The sequence below is a fragment of the Streptomyces sp. MJM8645 genome (assembly GCF_001625365.1).
In the GTDB taxonomy this organism is placed as follows: Bacteria; Actinomycetota; Actinomycetes; order Streptomycetales; family Streptomycetaceae; genus Kitasatospora.
In genome coordinates, this window is the sequence record NZ_LJJF01000002.1 from 368,629 (window position 1) to 392,791 (window position 24,163).

Sequence of the window (24,163 nt, forward strand, 5' to 3'; positions counted from 1 at the left end):
GTCAGTCCTCCTGGTGGGAAAGGGTGGTGGTGCCGTCGGCGCCATCGGTGGCCTCGGCACCATCGGTGTCACTGGTGGCCTCGGTGATCCTGGCGGCCAGGATCGGCCCGATCTGCGCCAGCGAGCCGGCTTGGGTCATCCGGTCGTGCCGGGTGGTGATCTCGTGCGATTCGATCCGGCCGGTGACGTAGGGGCGCCAGGTCTCGGGCCCGGCGTCGTCCTCGGCCCGGTCGATCGTGGAGTTGAAGAGCAGCAGGTCTCCGTCGAAGCCGCCGGGGACGAAGTCGACCGACAGCTTCGCGTTGTTGATCATGATTTCGACGATCACCTCGACCTGCCGCTCGTTCAGGCCGGCCAGCGCACTGCCCCGCCGGTTCAGCACCTCGGCGACCTCGGCGTAGGTGATCTCCCGCTCGCCCAGTTCGTCCGGGTCGACGTCGAGCACACCGACGAGCACGTCCCGCACGGTGGGCACCGGAGCCACCTCGAACTGCACGTCCTTCACCGGGTAGGCGTCGAGGATCGCCAGCAGTGCGGTCCGCTCGCCGCGCGACTGCAGCTCGCAGGCGATCGCGTGGGCGATCAGCCCGCCGGCGGACCAGCCGAGCAGCAGGTACGGGCCCTCCGACTGGATCTTCTGGATCTGGTCGGCGTAGTCGGCCGCCATCTCCTCGTAGGACGTCGGCAGGGTTTCGGGCCGGCCGAGGCCGCGCGCCTGGATGGCGTAGACCGGGTGCTGCGGGCGGAGGTGGTTCAGCAGTCCGCTGTACGACCAGCTGATGCCGCCGCCGGGGTGGATGCAGAACAGCGGTGTGCCGGTCCCGGTCGAACGCAGCGGCAGCACCACGTCCAACGCGTCGTCGGGATCGTCCATGAGCAGACGCTCGGTGAGACCGGCCACGGTCGGCGCCTCGAACAGCATGCGCAGGCCCAACTCCAGACCGAGGGTCTCGCGGACCCGCGAGGCCAGGCGGGCGGCCAGCAGCGAGTGCCCGCCGAGGTCGAAGAAGTTGTCGTCGATGCTCACCTGCTCCCGGCCGAGGACCTCGGCGAAGAGGCCGCACAGCAGTTGCTCCTGCGGCGTCCGGGGGCCGCGCCCGGCGGCCGAGGCCCCGTACTCGGGGGCGGGCAGGGCGGCCCGGTCCAGCTTGCCGTTGGCGGTCAGCGGCAGTGCGTCCACGGTGACGAACGCCGCCGGCACCATGTAATCGGGCAGTTCTCGGCGCAGCCGGCCGGCCAGCTCGCCCGCCTCGGGCGCGCCCTCGGGAGCGGGCACCAGGTAGGCGACCAGCCGCTTGTCGCCCGGCCGATCCTCCCGGGCGACGACGGCCGCCTGGGCGACGCCGGGGCAGCCCGCCAGGACCGCCTCGATCTCTCCGGGCTCGATCCGCAGGCCGCGCAGCTTGACCTGGTGGTCGGCACGTCCGGCGAAGTCCAGTGTGCCGTCGGTCCGCCACGACGCGAGGTCGCCGGTGCGGTACATCCGGCTCCCGGGCGGCCCGTACGGGTCGGCGGTGAAGCGTTCCGCCGTCAGGCCGGCCCGCCCGAGGTAGCCGCGGGCCACGCCCGTCCCCGCGAGGTACAGCTCGCCGACCATGCCGGTCGGCACCGGGCGCAGCCTGTCGTCGAGCACGTAGGCGCGCATGTTCGCCATCGGCCGGCCGATCGGCACGGTCGCGGCGTGTTCGGGCAGGACGCCCACCGGGTGGCAGGTGGCCAGGGTGGTGGCCTCGGTGGGCCCGTAGCCGTTGACCACCTCGATGCCGGGGCAGGCCGCCAGCACCCCGGCGACGGCGGCCGGGGAGACCACGTCGCCGCCGGTCCACACCTCGCGCACCCCGGCGAGCAGCCCCGGGCGCTCCTCGGCGACCAGGCGGAACAGTCCGGCCGTGAGCCACAGTCCGGTCACCCCGTACGAGGTGATCGTGTGCTGGAGCAGGTCGAGGTCGAGCTGCTCCGGCGGCGCGACCATGACCCGGCCGCCGTTGAGCAGCGGCACCCACAGCTCGTAGGTGGAGAGGTCGAAGGCCGTCGGGGAGTGCATCAGCACCCGCTCGTGTCCGCCGCCGCGGAACTCGGGGGTCAGCGCGTGGCCCACCACGTCATGGTGGGTGACGGCCACGCCCTTCGGTCGACCGGTCGAGCCGGAGGTGTACATGATGTACGCCAACTGCCCTGGTTCACAGCGAACTTCGACGCCGGAGGGATCGGCGGCCTCGGACTGCACCAGCGCGGTGATCACCTCCTGGGTGAGCACCAGGGCCGCCCCGCTCTCCCGCAGGATCAGGTCGATCCGGGAGGAGGGGAAGCGCGAGTCCAGCGGCACGTAGGCGCCACCGGCCTTGATGATCGCCAGGATCGCCACGACCAGCTCCGCCGAGCGGTCCAGCATGACCGCGACCGGCGTCTCCGGCCGCACGCCCTGGCGGACCAGTGCCCGTGCCAGGCGGTTGGCCCGCAGGTCGAGCTCCCGGTAGGTCAGCTCGATACCGCCGGCCACGACCGCGACCGCCTCCGGGGTGGCTCGCACCTGGCGGGCGAACAGCTCCGGCACCGCGGCCTCGGGCAGCTCGGCCGCGGCACCGTTGGACCCGGCGAGCAGTCGGCGGCGTTCCTCGACGGGCATGATGTCGATCCGGCTGATCGGCCGGTCGGGGTCGGCGACCGCCGCGCGCAGCAGACGGGCCAAGCGCTCGAACAGCAGCTCCACGGTGGGCGCGTCGAACAGGTCGGTGGCGTACTCCACCGCACCGACCAGGCCGTCGGGGGTGCCGTCCGGGCGGAACTGCTCGGCCAGGCTGACGGTCAGGTCGACGCGGGCGGTGCCGGTGGGTGCCTCCAGGTGGCCGGTCTCCAGCCCCGGCAGCGCGAACTCGCCGAGCGGCGCGTTCTGCAGGGCCAGCATGATCTGGAACAGCGGGTGGTGGGCCAGCGACCGGGCCGGGTTGACCACCTCGACCAGGTACTCGAACGGCACGTCCTGGTGGTCGTACGCGGTGAGCGCCTTCTGCCGCACCCGGCCGAGCAGTTCGGCGAAGCCCGGGTCCCCGCCGGTGTCGGTGCGCAGTACCAGGGTGTTGACGAAGAAGCCGACGAGCTCGTCCAGCGCCTGGTCCGTCCGGCCGGCGATGGGGCTGCCGACCGGGATGTCGGTGCCGGCGCCGAGCCGGGTGAGCAGGGCGGCGAGGCCGGCCTGGAGCACCATGAACATGCTGGCGCCGTGCGCGGCGGCCAGGGCCCGCAGGTCCTGGTGCAGGTCGACGTCCAGCCGGACCACCACCCGGTCGCCCCGCTGCGACGCCACCGGCGGCCGCGGCCGGTCGGCGGGCAGTTGGAGCTGCTGCGGGACGCCGGCCAGCTCCTCCTTCCAGTAGGCCAGTTGCCGGGCGAACAGGCTGTCCGGGTCGGCGGCGTCACCGAGCAGGTCGCGTTGCCAGGCGCTGTAGTCGGCGTACTGCACCGGCAACGGGGACCACTGCGGGGCCTCGCCCCGGCAGCGGGCCGCGTAGGCCGCGGCGAGGTCACCCGAGAGCGGGCCCATCGACCAGCCGTCGGCGGCGATGTGGTGCACCACGACCAGCAGCGCGTGCCGTTCGGGGGCGAGGGCGTAGAGCTCCGCCCGGACCGGCGGCTCCGCCGCGAGGTCGAAGCCGCACTGCGCCGTCTCCGCCAGGCGCTCCGCCAACCGGCTCTCGTCGAGCTCGACCACCGGCAGTGCGGGGTGCGCCTGCGCGGCGCTCAGCACGACCTGGTGGGGCACGCCGTCCGTCTCGCGGAAGACCGTCCGCAGGCTCTCGTGCCGGGCGACCACGTCCGCGAGCGCGGCGTGCAGGGCCGGGCGGTCGAGCTCACCGGTCAGGATCAGCGCGAGCGGCATGTTGTAGGTGGCGCTCGGCCCGTCCATCCGGTGCAGGAACCACAGGCGGCGCTGGGCGAAGGACAGCGGAACCCGGTCGGGGCGCGGCTGGGCGGTCAGCGCGGGCCGGGCCGTTCCGGAGCCGTCGAGGCGGGCCGCCAGGGCGGCCACGGTCGGGGTCTCGAACAGGGTCCGGACCTCCAGCTCCGCACCGAGGGTCGTCCGGACCCTGGAGGCGAGCCGGGTCGCCAGCAGGGAGTGCCCCCCGAGGTCGAAGAAGCTGTCGTCGACGCCGACCTGTGCCAGCCCGAGCACCTCGGCGAAGAGCTCGGCGAGGAGCTGCTCCTGCGGGGTGCGCGGCGCCCGTCCGACGGCGACCGGGCCGAGGTCGGGGGCGGGCAGCGCGCGGCGGTCGAGCTTGCCGTTGGCCGTCAGGGGCAGCGCCTCCAGCACCACCAACGCCGACGGGACCAGGTAGTCGGGCAGCCGGCCCCGCAGCCAGTCACGGATTTCGCCGATGAGGGCACCGGTACCCCGGCTGCCGGTCGGGCGGTTGGTCAGCGCCGCCAGCGGCCTGCCGGTGGTCCCGGCCGGCCGGTACGGCTCGACCGGGGAGCCGTGAAGCCCCTGCGGGTCGGTGAAGACGACATCCACGGCGTCCGCCGCGGTGGCCGACCAGGTGACGGACACCGAGCGGCCGAACTCCGACCCGAGGGCGTGGAAATCCTCCGGGTCAGGGAGGTCGCCGTCCTCCGGGGCGTGCAACCGTTCCAGCAGTTCGACGAGCGAACCGCCGTCCCCGTTCTGCACCGCCAGGGCCAGAGCGGCCTCCCGCGCCACGCGGCGGTTCGGCACCCCGGTGATCCGCAGCACGTCGGCGGGCGGCTGGGCGAGCAGCTCGCGCAGTTCGGCCGGTCCGGCGACCTGCTGCCCCCACGCCAGCTCGACCGACCGGTCCGGGCCCGCCGGGGTGACCGGTGGCTTGTGCAGGGTGACGTCGTAGCGGTAGCGGGTCAGCTCGTTGTGGTGGCGGCCCCGCTTGACCTCCACGGTCACCGCGCCGATGCCGGCGCCTGCGTCGGTGCCTGCGTCGGCGCCGCTCTCGCGGTCGCGGTCGCGCAGGACGGTGAAGAAGTCCGGGTCGACCAGGAGCTCCTTCTCCACCAGCAGGGACTGCTCCACCGCGCGCCGCACGGCGGGCAGGTCGGCGCCGTCGGCGGCCCGGTGCAGTTGGACGGCGGTGGCCAGCGGGCGCAGCAGTCGCAGGTTGCGGACGTCGCCGACGAAGAGTGCGCCGCCGGGGGCGAGCAGTCGCATCAGTTTCCCGATGACGTCGGCGAGGTAGTCGGCGGAGGGGAAGTACTGCACGACCGAGTTGATGACGATGGTGTCGAAGTGCCCGGCGGGCAGGGCGTCGGTGTCGTGTGCCGGGCGGGTGTGGAGGACGACGCGGTCGGCCAGCTGCTCCTGTCGGGCGACCTGGGCGGCCAGCGCGTCGATCGCGGTGGCGGAGAAGTCGGTCGCCCAGTAGGTCTCGCAGTGCGGTGCGATCTGGGAGAGGAGCAGGCCGGTGCCGACGCCGATCTCCAGCACCCGGCGGGGGCGCAGGGCCAGGATGCGGGCCACGGTGGCGTCCCGCCATTCCCGCATCTGCTCGACGGGGATCGGGCTCGCGTCGTAACTGCTGTTCCAGCCGACGAAGTTCTGGCCGAAGGCGCTCTCCTCGGGGGTGATGGGCAGGGCGTCGTAGATGTCCCGCCACTCGCCCACGTGGTCGGCTTCGCGGCTGTCGTCACGGCCGGTGTCCCGGCGCGGGACGACGTAGCCGATGAGCCGGTCGTCCTGGGCGAGGACGGCGGCCCGGGCGACGGCGGGGTGCTCGGCCAACACCGTCTCGATCTCGCCGGGCTCGACCCGGAAGCCGCGCACCTTCACCTGATCGTCGGCGCGACCGACGTACTCCAACTGCCCGTCAGCGCGCCAGCGCACCACGTCCCCGGTGCGGTACATCCGGGCGCCGTCCGCCTCGAACGGGCAGGCGACGAAGCGACCCGCCGTCAGGGACGGCCGGTTCAGGTAGCCACGCGCCAGCCCCGCGCCCGCGACGTACAGCTCCCCGGGCACGCCGGGCGGCACCGGCCGCAACCGCTCGTCCAGCACGTACACCCGCGCGTTGGCGATCGGCCGCCCGATCGGCGGCACGCCCGCCCCCGGGGACAGCGGGTCGCTCATCGTCGCGCACACCGTCGTCTCCGTCGGCCCGTACGCGTTGACCATCCGCCGCCCCGGCGCCCAACGCGCCACCAGCTCCGGCGGGCACGCCTCCCCCGCCACCACCAGGGTCGACACCGTCACCGCGCCCTCCGGCAGGGCCGCCAGGACGGACGGGGGCACGGTCGCGTGGGTCACCGCGAGCCCCGGGTCCGTCAGCGCGGCGACCGGCTCCGCCGCCGGAGGCAGCACCAGGGCCGCACCGCACAGCAGGGCGGTGAAGACCTCCGACACCGAGGCGTCGAAGCTCGGCGAGGCGAACTGCAGCACCCGACTGTCGGAGTCGATCGCGAACCGCTCGATCTGGGCGGCCACCAGACTGGCCACGCCACCGTGGGCAACCACGACGCCCTTGGGGCGCCCGGTCGAACCCGAGGTATAGATCACGTACGCCGGATGCCGGACATCGAGAGCGACCTCCGGATCGGTCTCCGGCCAGTCGCCCTCGACCACCGCGGCCGGGTCGTCGATCATCAGCGCCGGACGGGCGTCCGCCAACATGAACTCGATCCGTGACTGCGGGTACGCCGGATCCACCGGCAGATACGCCGCCCCAGCCTTCAGGACACCCAGGACCGCCACCACCGACTCCACCGAACGCGGCAAGGCCACGGCCACGACCTGCTCCGGACCCACGCCCCGGGCGATCAACGCATGCGCGAACCGGTTCGCCCTGGCGTTCAACTCCTGGTACGTCAACTGGACGTCGCCGCAGACGAGGGAGACCTCGTCCGGCGTCGCCGCCACCTGCGCCGCGAACGCCTGCGGCACCGGCACGGCGCCCACCTCACGGTCAGTCGCGTTGCCCCGCTCCAGCAGCCGAATCCGCTCGTCGGAGTCGAGGAGGTCGATCCCCCCGATCGCCCGGTCAGGATCGGCGGTGACCGCCTCCAGCAGGAGCGTCCAGCGCCGCACGAGGGCGGCGACCGTGTCCCGGTCGAACAGGTCGGTGGCGTACTCCGCCGCGCCGGCGATCCCAGCCGGTTCCCCGGCCGGACCGAATTGCTCGACGAGGCTCACCCCGAGGTCGAACTTGGCGGTTCCGGTGGCCACCGCGTAGGTGGCGACCTCCAGGCCGGGCAGCGAGAACCGGCCCATCGGGGCGTTCTGCACGGCCAGGATCGTCTGGAACAACGGGTGGTGGGACAGCGACCGGGATGGGTTCAGCACCTCCACCAGGTGCTCGAACGGCACGTCCTGGTGCGCGTACGCCGACAGTGAGGTCTCCCGCACCCGCCCGAGCAGTTCGGTGAAGCTCGGATCACCGCTCGTGTCCGTCCGCAGCACCAGCGTGTTCACGAAGAACCCGACCAGCTCGTCCAGCGCCTCGTCCGTGCGCCCCGCGATCGGACTCCCGATCGGGATGTCCGTCCCCGCCCCCAGCCGCGTGTACAACGCTGCCAGCGCCGCCTGCAGCACCATGAACAGACTGGTGCCGGTGTTCCGCGCCAACTCGGTCAGAGCGGCGTGCAGTTCGGGACTCAGCTCCAGACCGACGTGGTCTCCGTGCCAACCGGCGACGGCCGGCCGGGGCCGGTCGGCGGGCAGCTGGATCAGCTCCGGCAGGTCGGACAGCTGGCGCTTCCAGTAGTCGAGCTGCTCGGCGAACCGGCTCTGCGGGTCGGCGGCGTCGCCGAGCAGCTCGCGCTGCCACAGCGTGTAGTCCGCGTACTGCACCGGCAGGGCCGCCCGGCTCGACGTCCGACCCTCGCAGCGGGCCGCGTACGCCTCGGCGAGGTCGCGGGCCAGCGGGCCGGTGGACCAACCGTCACCGGCGATGTGGTGCATGACCAACAGCAGCACGTGCTCGTCCGGCGCGACCGCGAACAGCTCCGCCCGCAGCGGCGGCTCCGCCGCCAAATCGAAGGGCCGCCGGGCGAACTCGGCGAGCCGGTCGTGCAGTTCGGCCTGTGAGACCTCGGTCAGCCCGGCCCGGAGCCGGGCCTCGGCCGGGTCCAGGACCCGCTGGCACGGGACGCCGTCGACCTCCGGGAACACCGTCCGCAGGCTCTCGTGCCGGGCCACCACGTCGGCCAGCGCCTCGTCCAGCGCCGCCCGGTCGAGCGTTCCGGTCAGTTGCAGCGCCAGCGGGATGTGGTAGGTCGCGGCGCTGCCGTCCATGCGGTGCATGAACCAGAGCCGACGCTGGGCGAAGGAGAGCGGCACCGCCTCCGGCCGCTCGTGAACGGTCAGCGCCGGACGGACGCGGCCGGCCCCGGCCAGTGCCTCGGCCAGCCCCGCAGCGGTGGGCGCTTGGAAGAGCGCGCGCAGCCCGAGCTCCACGCCGAGCACCGAGCGCACCCGCGCGGTCAGCCGGGTGGCGAGCAGGGAGTGCCCGCCCAGGTCGAAGAAGTCGTCGTCGACACCGACCTGCGCCCGGCCCAGCACCTCGGCGAACAGCTCGCAGAGGATCTGCTCCTGCGGCGTGCGCGGCGCCCTCCCGACCTCGGCCGAGCCGAGGTCGGGAGCGGGCAGCGCGGCGCGGTCCAACTTGCCGTTGGGCGTCAGCGGCAGCACGTCCAGCACCGTGAACACGGCCGGCACCAGGTAGTCGGGCAGCCGGTCGCGCAGGTGCGCCGCCAGCTCCGCCGGACGGACGGCCACGTCGGGACGGGCCGCCACGTAGCCGACGAGCCGGTCCTCCCGGGCCACGACAGCGGCCTGGGCGACCCCGGGGTGCTCGGCCAGTGCTGCCTCGACCTCGCCGAGTTCGACGCGGAAGCCGCGCACCTTCACCTGTTGGTCGGCGCGGCCGACGTACTCCAGCTCTCCGTCCGCCCGGCGCCGCACCACGTCCCCGGTGCGGTACATCCTCTCGCCCGCCCCGCCGAACGGGCAGGCGACGAACCGGCCCGCCGTCAGGGACGGCCGGTTCAGGTAGCCGCGCGCCAGCCCCGGCCCCGCGACGTACAGCTCCCCCGCGACGCCCGGCGGCACCAGGCGCAGCCGCTCGTCCAACACGTACACCCGGAAGCCCGCGACCGGCCGGCCGATCGGCGGCACGCCAGTGCCCGCCGCCAGCGGGGCGCTCATCGTCGCGCACACCGTCGTCTCCGTCGGCCCGTACGCGTTGACCATCCGCCGCCCCGGCGCCCAGCGCGCCACCAGCTCCGGCGGGCACGCCTCACCCGCCACCACCAAGGTGCCGGCCGCGAGGTCGGCGCCGTCCAGCGCGGCCAGGGCCGAGGGCGGCAGCGTCACATGGGTCACGCCGAGCCGGCGGTCCGTCAGGGCCTCCAGCGGGGCCCCGGACGGGGCGAGCACGAGGGCGGCACCGGTCAGCAGGGCACTGCACAGGTCCCAGAACGACGCGTCGAAGCTGGGCGAGGCGAACTGGAGGACGCGGCTGCCCGGCGCCAGGCCGAGCCGCTCGACCTGCGCCGCCACCAGACCCGACACCCCGCCGTGGCTCACCACCACGCCCTTGGGGCGACCGGTCGAACCCGACGTGTAGATCACGTACGCCGGATGCCGGACGTCGAGCGCGATATCGGGATTCGTGTCCGGCCAGTCTCCGTCGCCCACCATCCCCGGGTCGTCGACCACCACCAAAGGACGGGCGTCGTCGAGCATGAACGAGATCCGCGCCCGCGGGTACGCCGGATCCACCGGCAGGTACGCGGCACCGGCCTTCAGCACACCGAGGACCGCCACCACCGACTCCACCGAGCGCGGCAACGCCACCGCCACCACCAGCTCAGGGCCCACCCCCCGCGCGATCAACGCATGCGCGAACCGGTTCGCCCGAACGTTCAACTCCCGGTACGTCAACTCCACATCACCGCACACCAGCGCAACCGAGTCCGGCGTCGCCGCCACCTGCGCCGCGAACAGCTCCGGCAGGTTGGTCGGAGCCGCCCCGCCCTCGGCGACGGGCAGCAGCTCGCGGCGCTCCTCGGCCGACAGCAGCTCGATCCCGCCGATCGGCTGGTCGGGCGCGGCGACGACCGCGGCCAGCAGCCTGGTCCACCGGGTGACCATCGACTCGACCGTCGGGCGGTCGAACAGGTCGGTGCTGTACTCGACCGCACCGCTGAGCCCGGCCGGCGCGCCGTCGGACCCGTGTTCCTCCGCGAACCCGAAGGTCAGGTCGAGCCGCGCGGTCCCGGTGAGCACGCTCACCCCGGAGACCTGGAGGCCCGGCAGCTCGAAGTCACCGCCCGGCGCGTTCTGCACGACCAGCCCGGTCTGGTACAGCGGGTGGTGGGACAGCGAGCGGGACGGGTTCAGCACCTCCACCAGGTGCTCGAACGGCACGTCCTGGTGCGAGTACGCCGACAGCGCCGTCTCCCGCACCCGGCCCAGCAGCTCAGCGAAGCTCGGGTCGCCGCTGGTGTCCGTCCGCAGCACCAGCGTGTTGATGAAGAACCCGACCAACTCGTCCAGCGCCTCGTCCGTCCGGCCCGCGATCGGGCTGCCGATCGGGATGTCCGTGCCCGAGCCCAGCCGCGTGTACAGCGCCGCGAGCGCGGCCTGCAGCACCATGAACAGGGTCGCACCCGAGCGCCGCGCCAACTCCACCAGCGCCGCGTGCAGTTCGGCGTCGATCCGGAGCTCCAGCAGGTCGCCGCCGTACGACATGGTGGCCGGGCGCGGCCGGGCGGCAGGCAGCTGCAGCTGCTCGGGCAGCCCGGCCAGCGCCTCCTTCCAATAGGCGACCTGGCGGCCGAACACGCTGTCGGCGTCGTGCTCGTCGCCCAGGATCTCGTGCTGCCACAGGGTGTAGTCGCCGTACGTCACCGGCAGCGGCGGCCAGGCCGGCGCCCCGCCGCCCCGCCGGGCGGTGTAGGCGGTGGCCAGGTCACGGGCCAGCGGGCCCATGGACCAGCCGTCCCCGACGATGTGGTGCATCACCAGCAGCAGCACGTGCTCGTCCGCCGAGAGTTCGAACAGCTCAGCCCGCAGTGGCACTTCCGCGGTCAGGTCGAAGCCGCGCACCGCCGCCTCGCGCAGCAGCCCCGGCAGCTCCGCCTCGCCGGCCGCGCGTACGCTCAGCGGGACGGCGACCTCGGTGCTGTCCAGCACCCGCTGGTACGGGATTCCGGCGGTGTGTGGGAAGACCGTGCGCAGGGTCTCGTGCCGGGCCACCACGTCCGCGAGCGCTGCGCTCAGCGCGGCCCGGTCGAGATCTCCGGACAGCCGCAGGGCCAGCGGCATGTGATAGGTGGCGCTCGGTGCCCCGAACTGCTGGAGGAACCAGAGCCGGCGCTGGGCGAACGACAGCGGCATCGGTTCGCGGCGCGGCCGGGGCACCAGGGCCTGCCGAGCGGTGTCGGCGCCGTGCAGCCCGGCCGCCAGCCCGGCCGGTGTCGGCGTCCGGAACAGGCTTCGCAGCTCCAGCTCGACCCCGAGGGTCGCCCGGATCCGCGAGAGCAGCCGGGTGGCGAGCAGCGAGTGCCCGCCCAGGTCGAAGAAGTCGTCGTCGACACCGACCTGGCCCCGGCCCAGCACCTCCGCGAACAGCTCGCACAGGATCTGCTCCTGCGGGGTGCGCGGCGCCCGGCCGGTCTCCCTGGTCGTGGCCTCGGGCGCGGGCAGCGCCGCCCGGTCCAGCTTCCCGTTCGGCGTCAACGGCAGCGCCTCCAGCAGCACGAACGCCGACGGCACCAGGTAGTCCGGCACCCGGTCGCGCAGGTACGCCGTCAGCGCCGCCGCGGTCGCCCCGCTCCCGGCCACGGGGACGACGTACGCGACGATCCGGTCCTCGCGGGCGAGCACCGCGACCTGGGCGACGCCCGGGTGCGCGGTCAGCTCCGCCTCGATCTCGCCGAGCTCGACCCGGAAGCCGCGCACCTTCACCTGGTGGTCCGCCCGGCCGGCGAACTCCAGCTCCCCGTCGGCCCGCCAGCGCACCAGGTCCCCGGTGCGGTACATCCGGCTGCCCGCCTCGAACGGGCAGGCGACGAACCGACCCGCCGTCAGAGACGGCCGGTTCAGGTAGCCGCGCGCCAGCCCGGCCCCGGCCAGGTACAGCTCGCCCAGCACGCCCGGGGCGACCGGCCGCAGCGCCGAATCCAGCACGTACACCCGGCAGTTGGCGATCGGACGGCCGATCGGCACCGGCGACGGGCAGTCCGCCGGGTCGGCCGGCAGCGGGAAGGCGGTGATCACGTGGGTCTCGGCCGGGCCGTAGTGGTTGTGCAGCACCCGGCCGGGCCCGCGGGCCTGGAAGCGGCGCACCGCACCGCTCAGGCGCATCGCCTCGCCGGCCTGCGCGATCAGCCGCAGGCCCGGCAGCTCCAGCCCGGCTTCCTCCGCGGCCTCGGCGAGCGCCTCGATCACCAGGTTGGGTGCGAACAGCTCCTCGACTTCGTGCCGGTCCAGCCAGTGGGCGAACTGCTCGGCGCTGCGGCGCTGTTCCTCGGTCGGCACCACCAGGGTCTTGCCGTACAGCAGCGCGGAGAGCATCTCCTGCACCGAGACGTCGAAGCTGAGCGCGGTGAACTGCGCGGTGCGCGTGCCGGGTTCGCCGCCGACGGCCTCGTGGTGCCAGGCCAGCAGGTTCAGCAGTCCGGCGGCGGGCATCACCACGGCCTTGGGCCGGCCGGTGGAGCCGGAGGTGTAGATGACGTAGGCCGGGTGCCGGGCGTCCACGGGGACGGCCGGGTCGTGCTCCGGCTGCTCGTCGGAAGGTGTGACGTCCGCGAGGTCGTCGAGCACCACGGCCGGCCGGGCGTCCTCCAGCATGTACGCGATGCGGGCGGCCGGGTAGTCCGGGTCGACCGGCAGGTAGGCCGCCCCCGTCTTGAGCACCGCGAGGACGGCGACCACCAGCTCCGCCGAGCGCGGCAGCCGCAGGGCGACGATCTGTTCCGGCCCAACCCCACGCGCGATCAGCGCGTGGGCCAGGCGGTTGGCCCGGCGGTTCAGCTCGTGGTAGGTCAGCGCGGTGTCCTCGAACACCACCGCCTCGGCCGCCGGGGTCGCCCGGACCTGTGCCTCGAACAGGGCCGCCAGGCCCTCGGGCGGGACCGGACGCGCGGTGTCGTTGCGGGCGATCAGCAGCTCGTGCCGCTCCCCGGCGGTGAGGGCGTCGATCCGGCTCAGCGGCCGGTCCGGCTCGGCGACGACCGCCGCCAGCAGGCGTAGCCACCGGGCGGCCAGTACCTCCACCGTGGCGTGGTCGAACAGGTCGGTGCTGTACTCGACCCGCCCGACGATGCCCTCGGCGGGCCCGCCGGTGCCGCCGCGCTCCAGCAGGTGGATGCCGAGGTCGAACATCGCCGTGGGCGTCCGGACCAGGACGATCTCGGCGCTCAGGCCGCTCAGCGTGAACTCGGTGCGGGGCACGTTCTGCAGCGCGAGCAGCACTTGGAACAGCGGCTGCCGGGTGAGCGACCGGGACGGGTTGAGGGCCTCGACGACGTGCTCGAACGGCAGGTCCTGGTGCGCGTACGCGCCGAGCGCGCCCTCCCGGACCCGGACCAGCAGCTCGGCGAAGGACGGGTCGCCGCTGGTGTCCGTACGCAGCACCAGGGTGTTGACGAAGAACCCGACGAGGCCGTCCAGCGCCTCGTCGGTCCGGCCGGCGATCAGACTGCCGACCGGGATGTCGGTGCCCGCGCCGAGCTTGTCCAGCAGCGATGCCAGAGCGGCCTGCAGCACCATGTACACGCTGGCGCCGTGCTCCCGGCCCAACCGGACCAGCCCGGCGTGCAGTTCGGCGTCCAGTTCGATCGCGAGGTGGCCGCCGGAGTAGGAGGGCGCCGCAGGGCGGTGGCGGTCGGCCGGGAGGGGGATCTGCTCCGGCAGGCCCGCCAGGGTCCGCGTCCAGTAGTCCGCCTGACGGGTGAACAGGCTGTCCCGGTCGGTCGCGTCACCGAGCAGCCGGTCCTGCCACAGGGTGTAGTCGGCGTACTGCACGGGCAGCGGCGTCCACTGCGGCTCCTCGCCCTGGCGGCGGGCCGCGTACGCGGTGGCCAGGTCAGCCGCCAGCGGGCCCAGCGACCAGCCGTCGCCGGCAATGTGGTGCATCACCAGGAGCAGCACGTGCTCGTCCGCCGAGAGTTCGAACAGCTCGGCGCGCAGCGGCGGTTCGGTGGCGAGGTCGAATCCGCGCGCCGCGGCCGCCGTCAGCAGTTCCGGCAGGGCCGGCTCGCCGGTCGGGCTGACCGACAGCCTCGGGCGCGCCTCTCCGGCGGCCAGCACCTGCTGGTGGGGCACACCGTCCACCGACGGGAAGACCGTGCGCAGGGTCTCGTGCCGGGCGCCGAGGTCGCCCAGCGCCGCCTCCAGGGCCGCCGGGTCCAGCGGTCCCGAGAGCCGCCACGCGAGCGGCATGTTGTAGACGGAGTCGGCGCCCTCCAACTGGCGCAGGAACCACAGCCTTCGCTGTGCGGACGACAGCGGCACGCGGTCGGGCCGCTCCGCCCGCACCAGGGCCAGCCGGGCCCGGTCCGCCCCGCCCAGCCCGGCGGCCAGCCCGGCCACGGTCGGGCTGCGGAACAGGGCCTGCAGCGGCAGCTCCACGCCCAGCGTCGCACGGACCCGGGCCACCAACCGGGTGGCCAGCAGGGAGTGCCCGCCGAGGTCGAAGAAGTCGTCGTCGACGCCGACCCCGGGCAGGCCCAGCACCTCGGCGAACAGTCCGGCCAGCACCTGTTCCTGAGGAGTGTGCGCTGCCCGGCCGGCCTGCGTCGCGGTGGACTCGGGCTCGGGCAGGGCGCGCCGGTCCACCTTGCCGCTGGCGTTCAACGGCAGGGCGTCGAGGGAGACGAACGCGGCGGGCACCATGTAGTCCGGCAGGCGCTCGCGCAGGTGCGCCCGCAGGTCCTCCGGCCGAGGCGCCGCCCCGGTGGCGGGAACCAGGTAGGCGACCAGGCGGGTGTCCCGCGCCCGGTCCTGCCGGACGATCACGGCGGCCCGCGCGACCTGCGGGTGTTCCGCCAGTGCGGTCTCGATCTCGCCGAGTTCGATCCGGAAGCCGCGCACCTTGACCTGGTCGTCGGTACGGCCGAGGAACTCCAGGTTCCCCTCCGGGTTCCACCGCACCAGGTCACCGGTGCGGTACATCCGCCCTCCTTGCCCGCCTTCGGGCTGGGGGCACCTCCCAGCCGCCAGGCTGGGGGCGAGGGGCCCAGATCCACTCGGACCGAACGGGTCCGCCACGAACCGTCCCGCGGTCAGACCCGGCCGGTTCAGGTAGCCGCGCGCGAGGCCCGCACCGGCGAGGTACAGCTCACCCGGCACACCGGCGGGTACCGGCTGCAACGCGGCGTCGAGCACGTGCAGCCGGACGCCCCCGAGCGGCCGCCCGATCACCGGGCGCGCGCTCGACTCCACCGGCGCGTAGACCGAGTCCACCGTGCACTCGGCCGGCCCGTAGTAGTTCAGGGAGAACACCTCGCCGGCCGCCCGCAGCCGCTCCCACAGCTGCTCCGGAACGGCCTCACCACCCAACCCGACCATCGAGGGACGCCACCGCGGGTGGGTCAAGAGGCCGTGATCGACAAGGACTTGCAGGTAGGACGGGGTTCCGCCGACAGTGTCCAGCCCGGCCCGCGCGGCGTACTCGAGGTAGGCGTCCGGGTCGGTCCAGGTCGCCTCGTCCAGGACGTGCAGCTCGTGCCCGGCGAACAGGGCGAACAGTTGGTCGCAGGAGGCGTCGAACGACACGGACGTGGTCAGCCCGATCCGCATGCGCTCCTTGATCCGGAAGACCAGCGAGCGCTGGTCGGCGAACAGGTTGAACAGGCCTCCGTGCGTCACCACCACGCCCTTGGGCTTGCCGGTCGAACCGGAGGTGTAGATGACGTAGACCGGGTGGCCCGGGTCGACGGCCACCGCGGGGTCCGTCACCGGGCAGCCCGCGACCAGCTCGGCCGTCTCCGGGTCGTCGACCACCAGCCGACCGGCCGGACCGGCCGGCAGCCGATCCCGGGTACGGGTGTCGGTCACCACCATGACCGGCCGGGCGTCGTCGAGCATGTGCCCGATCCGCGCGGCCGGGTACTCCGGATCGACCGGGAGGTACGCCGCGCCCGTCTTCAGCACCGCGAGGATCGCCACCACCAACTCGGCCGACCTCGGCAGCGCCACCGCCACCAACCGCTCCGGCCCCGCACCCCGCGCGATCAGCGCATGCGCCAACCGGTTCGCCCGCGCGTCCAACTCCGCGTACGTCAGCGACACTTCCGGCCCGACAACCGCGAGGGCGTCCGGAGTCGCCCGGACCTGCTCCCGGAACAACTCCGGCAGGCTCTCGGTGAAGGCCTGGGCCGCCGGGCCGGTGCCCAGCGCCGTCAGCTCGGCGTGCTCCTCGGCGCTGAGCAGGCCGATCCGGCTGAGCCGCCGCCGCGGGTCGGCGACCGCGGCGCGGAGCAGCCGCTCCCACCTCCCGATCATCGTCTCGACGGTGGCCGGGTCGTAGAGGTCACTGGTGTACTCGACGAATACGTCGATCCCCTCCGGGGTGGGGGCACCTCCCGGGCCGCCGGGTCCAGGGGGACCGTCCTGTCCGTGCCGCTCCGACATGGTGAAGATCAGGTCGAGCTTGGCGGTGGTCGACGTCGACGGCACGTCCTCGACGCGCAGCCCGGGAGGCGCGAAGTCGGCCCGAGGAGCGTTCTGCAGCACCAGCATGACCTGGAACAACGGGTGGTGCGACAGCGACCGGGACGGGTTCAGGACCTCGACCAGGTATTCGAACGGCAGGTCCTGGTGGGCGTACCCGGCCAGCGCGGTGTCCCGGACCCGGCCCAGCAGCTCGGCGAAGGTCGGATCGCCCGAGGTGTCGGTACGGAACACCAGGGTGTTGACGAAGTAGCCGACCAGCTCGTCCTGCGCCTGGTCGGTCCGGCCCGCGACCGGGCTGCCCACCGGGATGTCGTCGCCGGCGCCGAGCTTGCTCAGCAACGCGGCAAGTCCTGCCTGGAGCACCATGAACAGACTGGTCCCGTGCTCACGGGCGAGCTCGCGCAGACCGCGGTGCAGCTCGGCGTCCAGCCCTGCACGCACGGAGCCGCCCCGGTGGGAGGCGACCGCCGGGCGGGTCCGGTCGGTGGGCAGCTGGATCTGCTCCGGCAGCCCGGCCAACTGCCGGGTCCAGTAGGCCGCCTGGCCCGCGAACAGGCTGTCCCGGTCGGTGGCGTCGCCGAGCAGTTCGTGCTGCCACAGGGTGTAGTCGGCGTACTGCACGGGCAGCGGCGCCCACTGCGGCTCCTCGCGCTGGCAGCGCGCCGCGTAGGCGGCGGTCAGGTCCTGCGTGAGCGGGCCCAACGACCAGCCGTCACCCGCGATGTGGTGCATGACCAGCAGCAGCACGTGCTCGTCCGGCGCGATCTCGAACAGCCAGGCGCGCAGCGGCAGATCGACCGCCAGGTCGAACGGACGGGCCTTCGCGGTCGTCAGCGCGCCCGGCAGCCCGTCCTCGGTGGTCCGGCTCACGTCCAGCCGCGGGCGGCCGGCCACGACGTCCAGCACCTGCTGGTGCGGCACGCCGTCCACGGCCGGGAAGACGGTGCGCAGGCTCTCGTGCCGGGCCACCACGTCCGCGACCGCGGCCTCCAGGGCCCGCCGGTCCAGATCTCCGGACAGCCGCCAGACCAGGGAGATGTGGTAGTTGGCGCTGGCGCCCTCCAGCTGGTGCAGGAACCACAGCCGGCGTTGCGCGAACGACAGCGGGATCACGTGGGGGCGCTCGCGCCGTGCCAGGGCGGCCTGCGCCGGTCCGGCCGCCGCCAGGGTGGCGGCCAGGGCAGCCGGGGTCCGCGCCTCGAACAGGGTGCGCAGCGGCATCTCGACACCGAGGGTCGCGCGAATCCGGGCAGCCAGCCGGGTGGCGAGCAGCGAGTGCCCGCCGAGGTCGAAGAAGCCGTCCTCGACGCCGGCCGAGGCGACGCCCAGAACCTCGGCGAACAGCTCGCAGAGGACCTGCTCCTGCGGGGTGCGCGGCGTGCGGCCGGCGGCCGGCGGGGCGAGGTCGGGGGCGGGCAGGGCCCGGCGGTCCAGCTTGCCGTTGGCGGTCAGCGGCAGCGCGTCCAGCAGGACGTACGCCGACGGCACCATGTGCTCCGGCAGCCGCTCGGTCAGGTACGCGCGCAGGTCCGCCGGGCGCGGTGTGGCACCGGCGGCCGGGACCAGGTAGGCGACCAGTCGGGTGTCGTCGGCCCGGTCCTGCCGGGCCAGGACGGCCGCCTGGGCGACGCCGGGGTGCACGACCAGGGCCGCCTCGATCTCGCCGAGCTCGATCCGGAAGCCGCGGACCTTCACCTGCTGGTCGGCCCGGCCGACGAAGCTCAGGCTGCCTTCCGTGGCCCGGCGCACCACGTCGCCGCTGCGGTACATCCGGCTGCCCGCCGGCCCGTACGGGTCGGCGACGAAGCGCCCGGCGGTCAGGCCCGGCCGGTTCAGGTAGCCGCGCGCCAGCCCGGCGCCCGCCACGTACAGCTCGCCGGGCACGCCCGGGGCCACCGGCCGCAGGCCGTCGTCGAGCACGTACGTCCGCAGGTCCGGGAGGCCCGCGCCGATCTGGCCGGCTGCGGTGCCGGACCGGTCGAGCGCCGCGTACGTGACGTGCACGGTGGTCTCGGTGATGCCGTACATGTTGACCAGCCGGGGCGCGTCCTCCGGGTGCCGCTCGTACCAGCTCACCAACCGGGCGTGCTCCAGTGCCTCACCGCCGAAGACCACCGTGCGCAGGGCGAGTTCACGCGGGTGCTCGGCTTCCGCCTGCATCAGCTGGTAGAAGGCGGACGGCGTCTGGTTGAGCACCGTCACCCGCTCGCGGGCGAGGAGCTCCAGGAACGCGCCGGGCGAGCGGCTGGTCTCGTGGTCCACGATCACGAGACGGCCGCCGTGCAGCAGCGCGCCCCACAGCTCCCACACCGAGAAGTCGAAGGCGTAGGAGTGGAAGAGCGTCCAGACGTCCTCGGCGGTGAAGCCGAACAGCTCCTCCGTCGTCCGGAACAGCCGCACCACGTTGTGGTGCGGAACCACGACGCCCTTGGGGTTGCCGGTGGAGCCGGAGGTGTGGATGACGTAGGCGGCGTGGCCGGGATCGACGGTGACCCCCGGGTCCGTGTCCGGCAGCCCGTCCAGGTCGGCGGAGTCCAGCAGCAGCCGGTCCAGGTGGTCCGCCCCCGGCAGCTCGCCGATACCGCTCGTCGTGACGAGCAGCGCGGGCCGGGTGTCCTGGAGCAGGTAGGAGATCCGGGCCGCAGGGTACTTCGGATCCACCGGAACGTAGGCGCCGCCGGCCTTGACCACCGCGAGCACCGCGACGACCAGGTCCGCCGAGCGCGGCAGGGCCAGGGCCACCAGCCGCTCCGGGCCCACGCCCCGGTCGATGAGCGCGTGCGCGAGCCGGTTGGCGCGGGTGTTCAACTCGCCGTAGGAAAGGGTTACTTCACCATCCGTTAGGGCGACGGCGGCCGGGTTGGTCCGGACCCGCCGCTCGAAGAGCGCGGTCAGGCTGCTGCCCGGCGCGTCCTCCCCCTCGGTACGGGCCGGGAGCAGCGCGCGGAATTCCTCGGCGGACAGCACGTCCACCCGGCCGATCCGTCGGCCGGGGTCGGCGACGACGGCGCGCAGCAGCCGCAGCCACCGGTCGACGATCCCCGCCACGGTGGCCTCGTCGAAGAGGTCGGTGCTGTACTCGACCACGCCCGACAGCCCCTCCGTACCCGGCTGTTCGGCCAGGATGAAGGTCAGGTCGCACTTGGCCGTACCGGTGTGCACCAGGTCGGTCGTCACCCGCAGCCCCGGCAGGTCGAAGGCGCCGAGCGGGGCGTTCTGCAGGGCGAGCATGGTCTGGAAGAGCGGGTGGTGCGCCAGTGTCCGGGTCGGGTTCAGTGCCTCCACGAGGTGCTCGAACGGCACGTCCTGGTGCGCGTATGCGGCCAGCGCGTTGGAGCGCACCCGGCCCAGCAGTTCGGCGAACGACGGGTCGCCGGACAGGTCGGTGCGCAGCACGAGGGTGTTGACGAAGAAGCCGACCAGGTCGTCCAGGGCCTCGTCGGTGCGCCCGGCGATCGGCGTGCCGACCGGGACGTCGGTGCCGGCGCCGAGCTTGCCGAGCAGGGCGGCCAGCCCGGCCTGGAGCACCATGAACAGGCTGACGCCACCGTCGCGGGCGAGTTCGCGCAGGCCCTGGTGCAGCTCGGCGTCGATGCGCACCGGCAGGTGGGCGCCCCGGTAGGACATCGCGGCCGGCCGGGGCCGGTCGAAGGGCAGCTCCACCTGGTCGGGCAGGTGCGCCAACTGCTCCCGCCAGTACGCGAGCTGGCCGCTCAGCAGGCTGTCCGGGTCTGCGCCGTCGCCCAGCAGCTCCCGCTGCCAGAGGGTGTAGTCGGCGTACTGGACCGGCAGCTGGGCCCACTCCGGCTTCGCGCCCTCGGTACGGGCCGCGTAGGCGGTCCTCAGGTCCCGCAGGAGCGGGCCCGCCGACCAGCCGTCACCGGCGATGTGGTGCACCACCAGCAGCAGCACGTGCTCCTCGGTGCCGAGCCGGAAGAGCTCGGCACGCAGCGGCGGCTCGTCGGAGAGCTCGAAACCGTGCCGCGCCGCCTCCGCCAGAAGGTGCGGCAGGTCGCGCTCGCCGCCCTCGGTGACCCGCAGCCGCGGCCGGGCCTCGTCGGCTTCCAGCACCCGCTGGTACGGAACACCGCCGGCCACGGGGAAGACGGTGCGCAGGCTCTCGTGCCGCTCGACCAGGTCCGCCAGGGCGGCCTCCAGGGCCCGCTGGTCCAGCTCGCCGGACAGCCGCAGCGCCAGCGGGATGTTGTAGGTGGCGCTCGGTCCCTCCATGCGGTGCAGGAACCACAGCCGGCGCTGCGCGAAGGACAGCGGGACGGCCTCGGGCCGCTCGTGCCGACTCAATGCCGGGCGCGCCCGGCCGGCGATGTCCACCGCCGCCGCCAGTTCCGCCACCGTCGGCGCGTCGAACAGGTCGCGCAGCCCCAGCTCCACGCCCAGCACCGACCGGGCCCGGGCGACCAGCCGGGTGGCCAGCAGGGAGTGCCCGCCGAGGTCGAAGAAGCTGTCGTCCAGCCCCGGCTCGGACACTCCGAGGACCTCGGCGAACAGGCCTGCGAGCAGGTGCTCGACCGCGGAGCGCGGAGCGCGTCCCGGCACGGCCGGCTGCCGCTCGGGCGCTGGCAGAGCCCGCCGGTCGAGCTTGCCGTTCGGGGTCAGCGGCAGGACGTCCAGCACCATGAACGCCGACGGCACCATGTGCTTGGGCAACCGCGCCCGGAGGTGTTCGCGCAGGGCAGTGTCGGTGACCGTGGCACCGGGCTCGGCGACGGCGTAGGCGACCAGTCGGGGCTCGTCCTCGGTGCGCACGACGGCGGCGGCCCGGGCGACCTGCGGGTGCTCGGCGAGGACGGCCTCGACTTCGCCGAGCTCCACCCGGAAGCCGCGGACCTTGACCTGGTCGTCCGTGCGCCCGAGGAACTCGAGGTTCCGGTCTGCACCCCAGCGCACCAGGTCCCCGGTGCGGTACATCCGCGTGCCACTCGGACCGAACGGGTCCGCCACGAACCGCCCGGCGGTCAGGCCCGGCCGGTTGAGGTAGCCGCGCGCCAGGCAGGACCCGGCGACGTACAGCTCGCCCGGCGTACCGGCCGGCAGCGGCCGCAGGGCGCCGTCGAGCACGTACAGCCGGACGTTGCCGGCGGGCCGGCCGATGACCGGGAGTGGACTCGATCCCACGGAGGCGATCACCGGGTTGACGGTGCACTCGGACGGTCCGTAGAGGTTGAGGCAGGAGACCCCGTCCGCCGACCGTAGTTCTCCCCACAGCCGCTCCGGGACGGCCTCGCCACCGGCCGCGACCAGCGCCGGACGCCACCTCTGGTCGCCCAGGAGCCCGTGGGCGACCAGGACGTGCAGGTAGGAAGGGGTGGCTTCGATGTAGTCCAGTCCGTGGCGCGCCGCGTAGCCGACGAAGGCGTCGGGGTCGGTCCAGGTCTCGTGGTCCAGGACGTGCAGCTCGTGGCCCGCGAACAGGGCGAGCAGCTGGTTCCAGGAGGCGTCGAACGACACCGACGTGGTCAGGGCCACCCGCAGCCGCTGCCGTTCCCCGAGGACCGCCCGGAAGTGCACCTCCCGGAGGTCCGTGAGCAGGTTGAGCAGGCCGCCGTGGGTCGGCGCCACACCCTTGGGCCGGCCGGTGGAGCCGGAGGTGTAGATGACGTAGGCCGGGTGGCCCGGATCGACGACCACCGTCGGGTCGGTCGGCGGGCAGCCCGCCACCAGGGCGGCCGATTCCGGGGCGTCGAGCACCAACCGGTCGACCGGACCGCCGTCGGGCAGGCGGTCCGCGCTGCCGGAGTCGGTCACCAGCAGGATCGGTCGGGCGTCGTCGAGCAGGTAGGCGATCCGGTCGGCCGGGTACTCGGGGTCGACCGGGACGTACGCCGCGCCGGTCTTCAGCACCGCGAGGATCGCCACCACCAGCTCGGCCGACCTCGGCAGCGCCACCGCCACCAGCCGCTCCGGCCCCGCACCCCGGTCGATCAGGGCGTTCGCCAGCCGGTTCGCCCGCACGTCGAGCTCCGCGTACGTCAGTGAGACGTCACCGCACACCAACGCGACGAGGTCCGGAGTCGCCCGGACCTGCTCCCGGAACAGCTCCGGCAGGCTCGTGGCGGGATCCGCCGCCACCTGCCCGGTGCCGAGGGCCGCCACCTCTCGGTGCTCTGCGGCCGTGAGCAGGTCGATCCGGCCCAGCACCTCGTCAGGGTCACAGTCCGCGACGGCGTCGAGCACGGCGAGCAGCCGCTGCTGGTGCGCGGCGAGGTCGTCGTCGCCGTATGCCTCGGGCGCGCCGTGCAGCCTGAGGAGCGGGGGGTTGCCGTCCCGGTAGTCGAACACCCAGACGGCGAGATCGGTGGTCGACCCGGACACGAAGTGGTGCACGGAGGCGGGGTGCCCGGCGAAGGTGGGCCTCGCGTTGAAGGCCATGATGTTGACGATCAGCGGGAACACCGTCCCGATGCTCCCGGGCGCGCCGAGATCCCGCAGCAGGTCCTCGCTGCGGTAGCGCTCGTGCGCGACGGCCGCCTCGACTTCCCGTGCCACCTGGGCGACGAGTTCGCGCCACGGCATGTCCGGTCGTGCCGTCAGCCGCAGCGGCACCACGTTCGACATCGTGCCGGGCACTGACATCAAGTCGCGGTCGGAGCCCCGACGGGCGGTGACCGGGAGGGCGAGCACCACGTCCTGGGTACCGCTCAGCCGGTGGGCGTAGAGCGCCGCCGCCGCGATCACCAGGCGGGACCACCGGACACCGACCCTCCCTGCCGCCGCCCGCAGCGCGTCCGGGCTCCGCAGCTCCCGCTCCTCGGCCAGACGCAGGGCCCGGTGCGGGTCAGTCGTGGCGCTGTCGGTGAGCCGGGTCGGGGCGGGCAGGTCTGCACAGCGCTCGGTCCAGTAGGAGCGGTCGGCGGTGAAGTCGGCGGACGAACGGTAGGCGGCGTCGCTGTCGACCAGGTCCCGCAGCGAGCCGAACGGCGACGGCGGCACCGCGCCGCCCTCGGACAGCGCCGAGTACACCTCGCCGACCCGCTGGCGGACCATGGAACTGCTGATCGCGTCCAGCACCACGTGGTGGTAGTTCAGGTACCAGAGGAATTCGGTCGGCGACAGCTTGACCAGCGCGTGCCCGAACAGCGGGTCGCGCGCGAGATCCAGCGGGCGCATCAGGTCCCGCTCCATCCACTCCATGGCCGCCGCACGGGGTGCGGGCTCCCCGCTCAGGTCCAGGTGTGCCGGTGCCCAGTCCCAGGTCTCGCGGAGGATCTGGCGCGGGCCGTCACCGCCGTCGACGAAGGTCACGTGCAGGGCGTCGACCTCGTCGACGACGCGGCGCAGCGCGGTCTCGAACAGGTCCGGGTCGACCGGCCCGTGGATCTCCAGGCACTCACCGACCCGGTAACCGGGGATCGGTGTCCGGGAGCGCTGCTCGGCGAGCCAGATCTCGCGCTGGGCCGCTGTCAGGGCAAGGACGTCGCCGTCGCGACGGGACATGGGGGTACCTCCAGAAGTGTGGGCGGGCAGGCGCGCAGGACGCGCCGGGCCACGCCGACCGCGGTG

At 73.8% G+C, this 24,163-nt stretch carries 1 protein-coding gene; it reads right to left on the reverse strand.

All coding sequences use genetic code 11. The annotated features are described in order from the left end of the window. Window position 1: 1 nt before the first annotated feature. On the reverse strand, window positions 2–24,097 hold the full coding sequence (locus tag A6F73_RS32510) for a non-ribosomal peptide synthetase (RefSeq protein ID WP_063351958.1): 24,096 nt from the start codon (window positions 24,095–24,097) through the stop codon (window positions 2–4). Window positions 24,098–24,163: the final 66 nt, after the last annotated feature.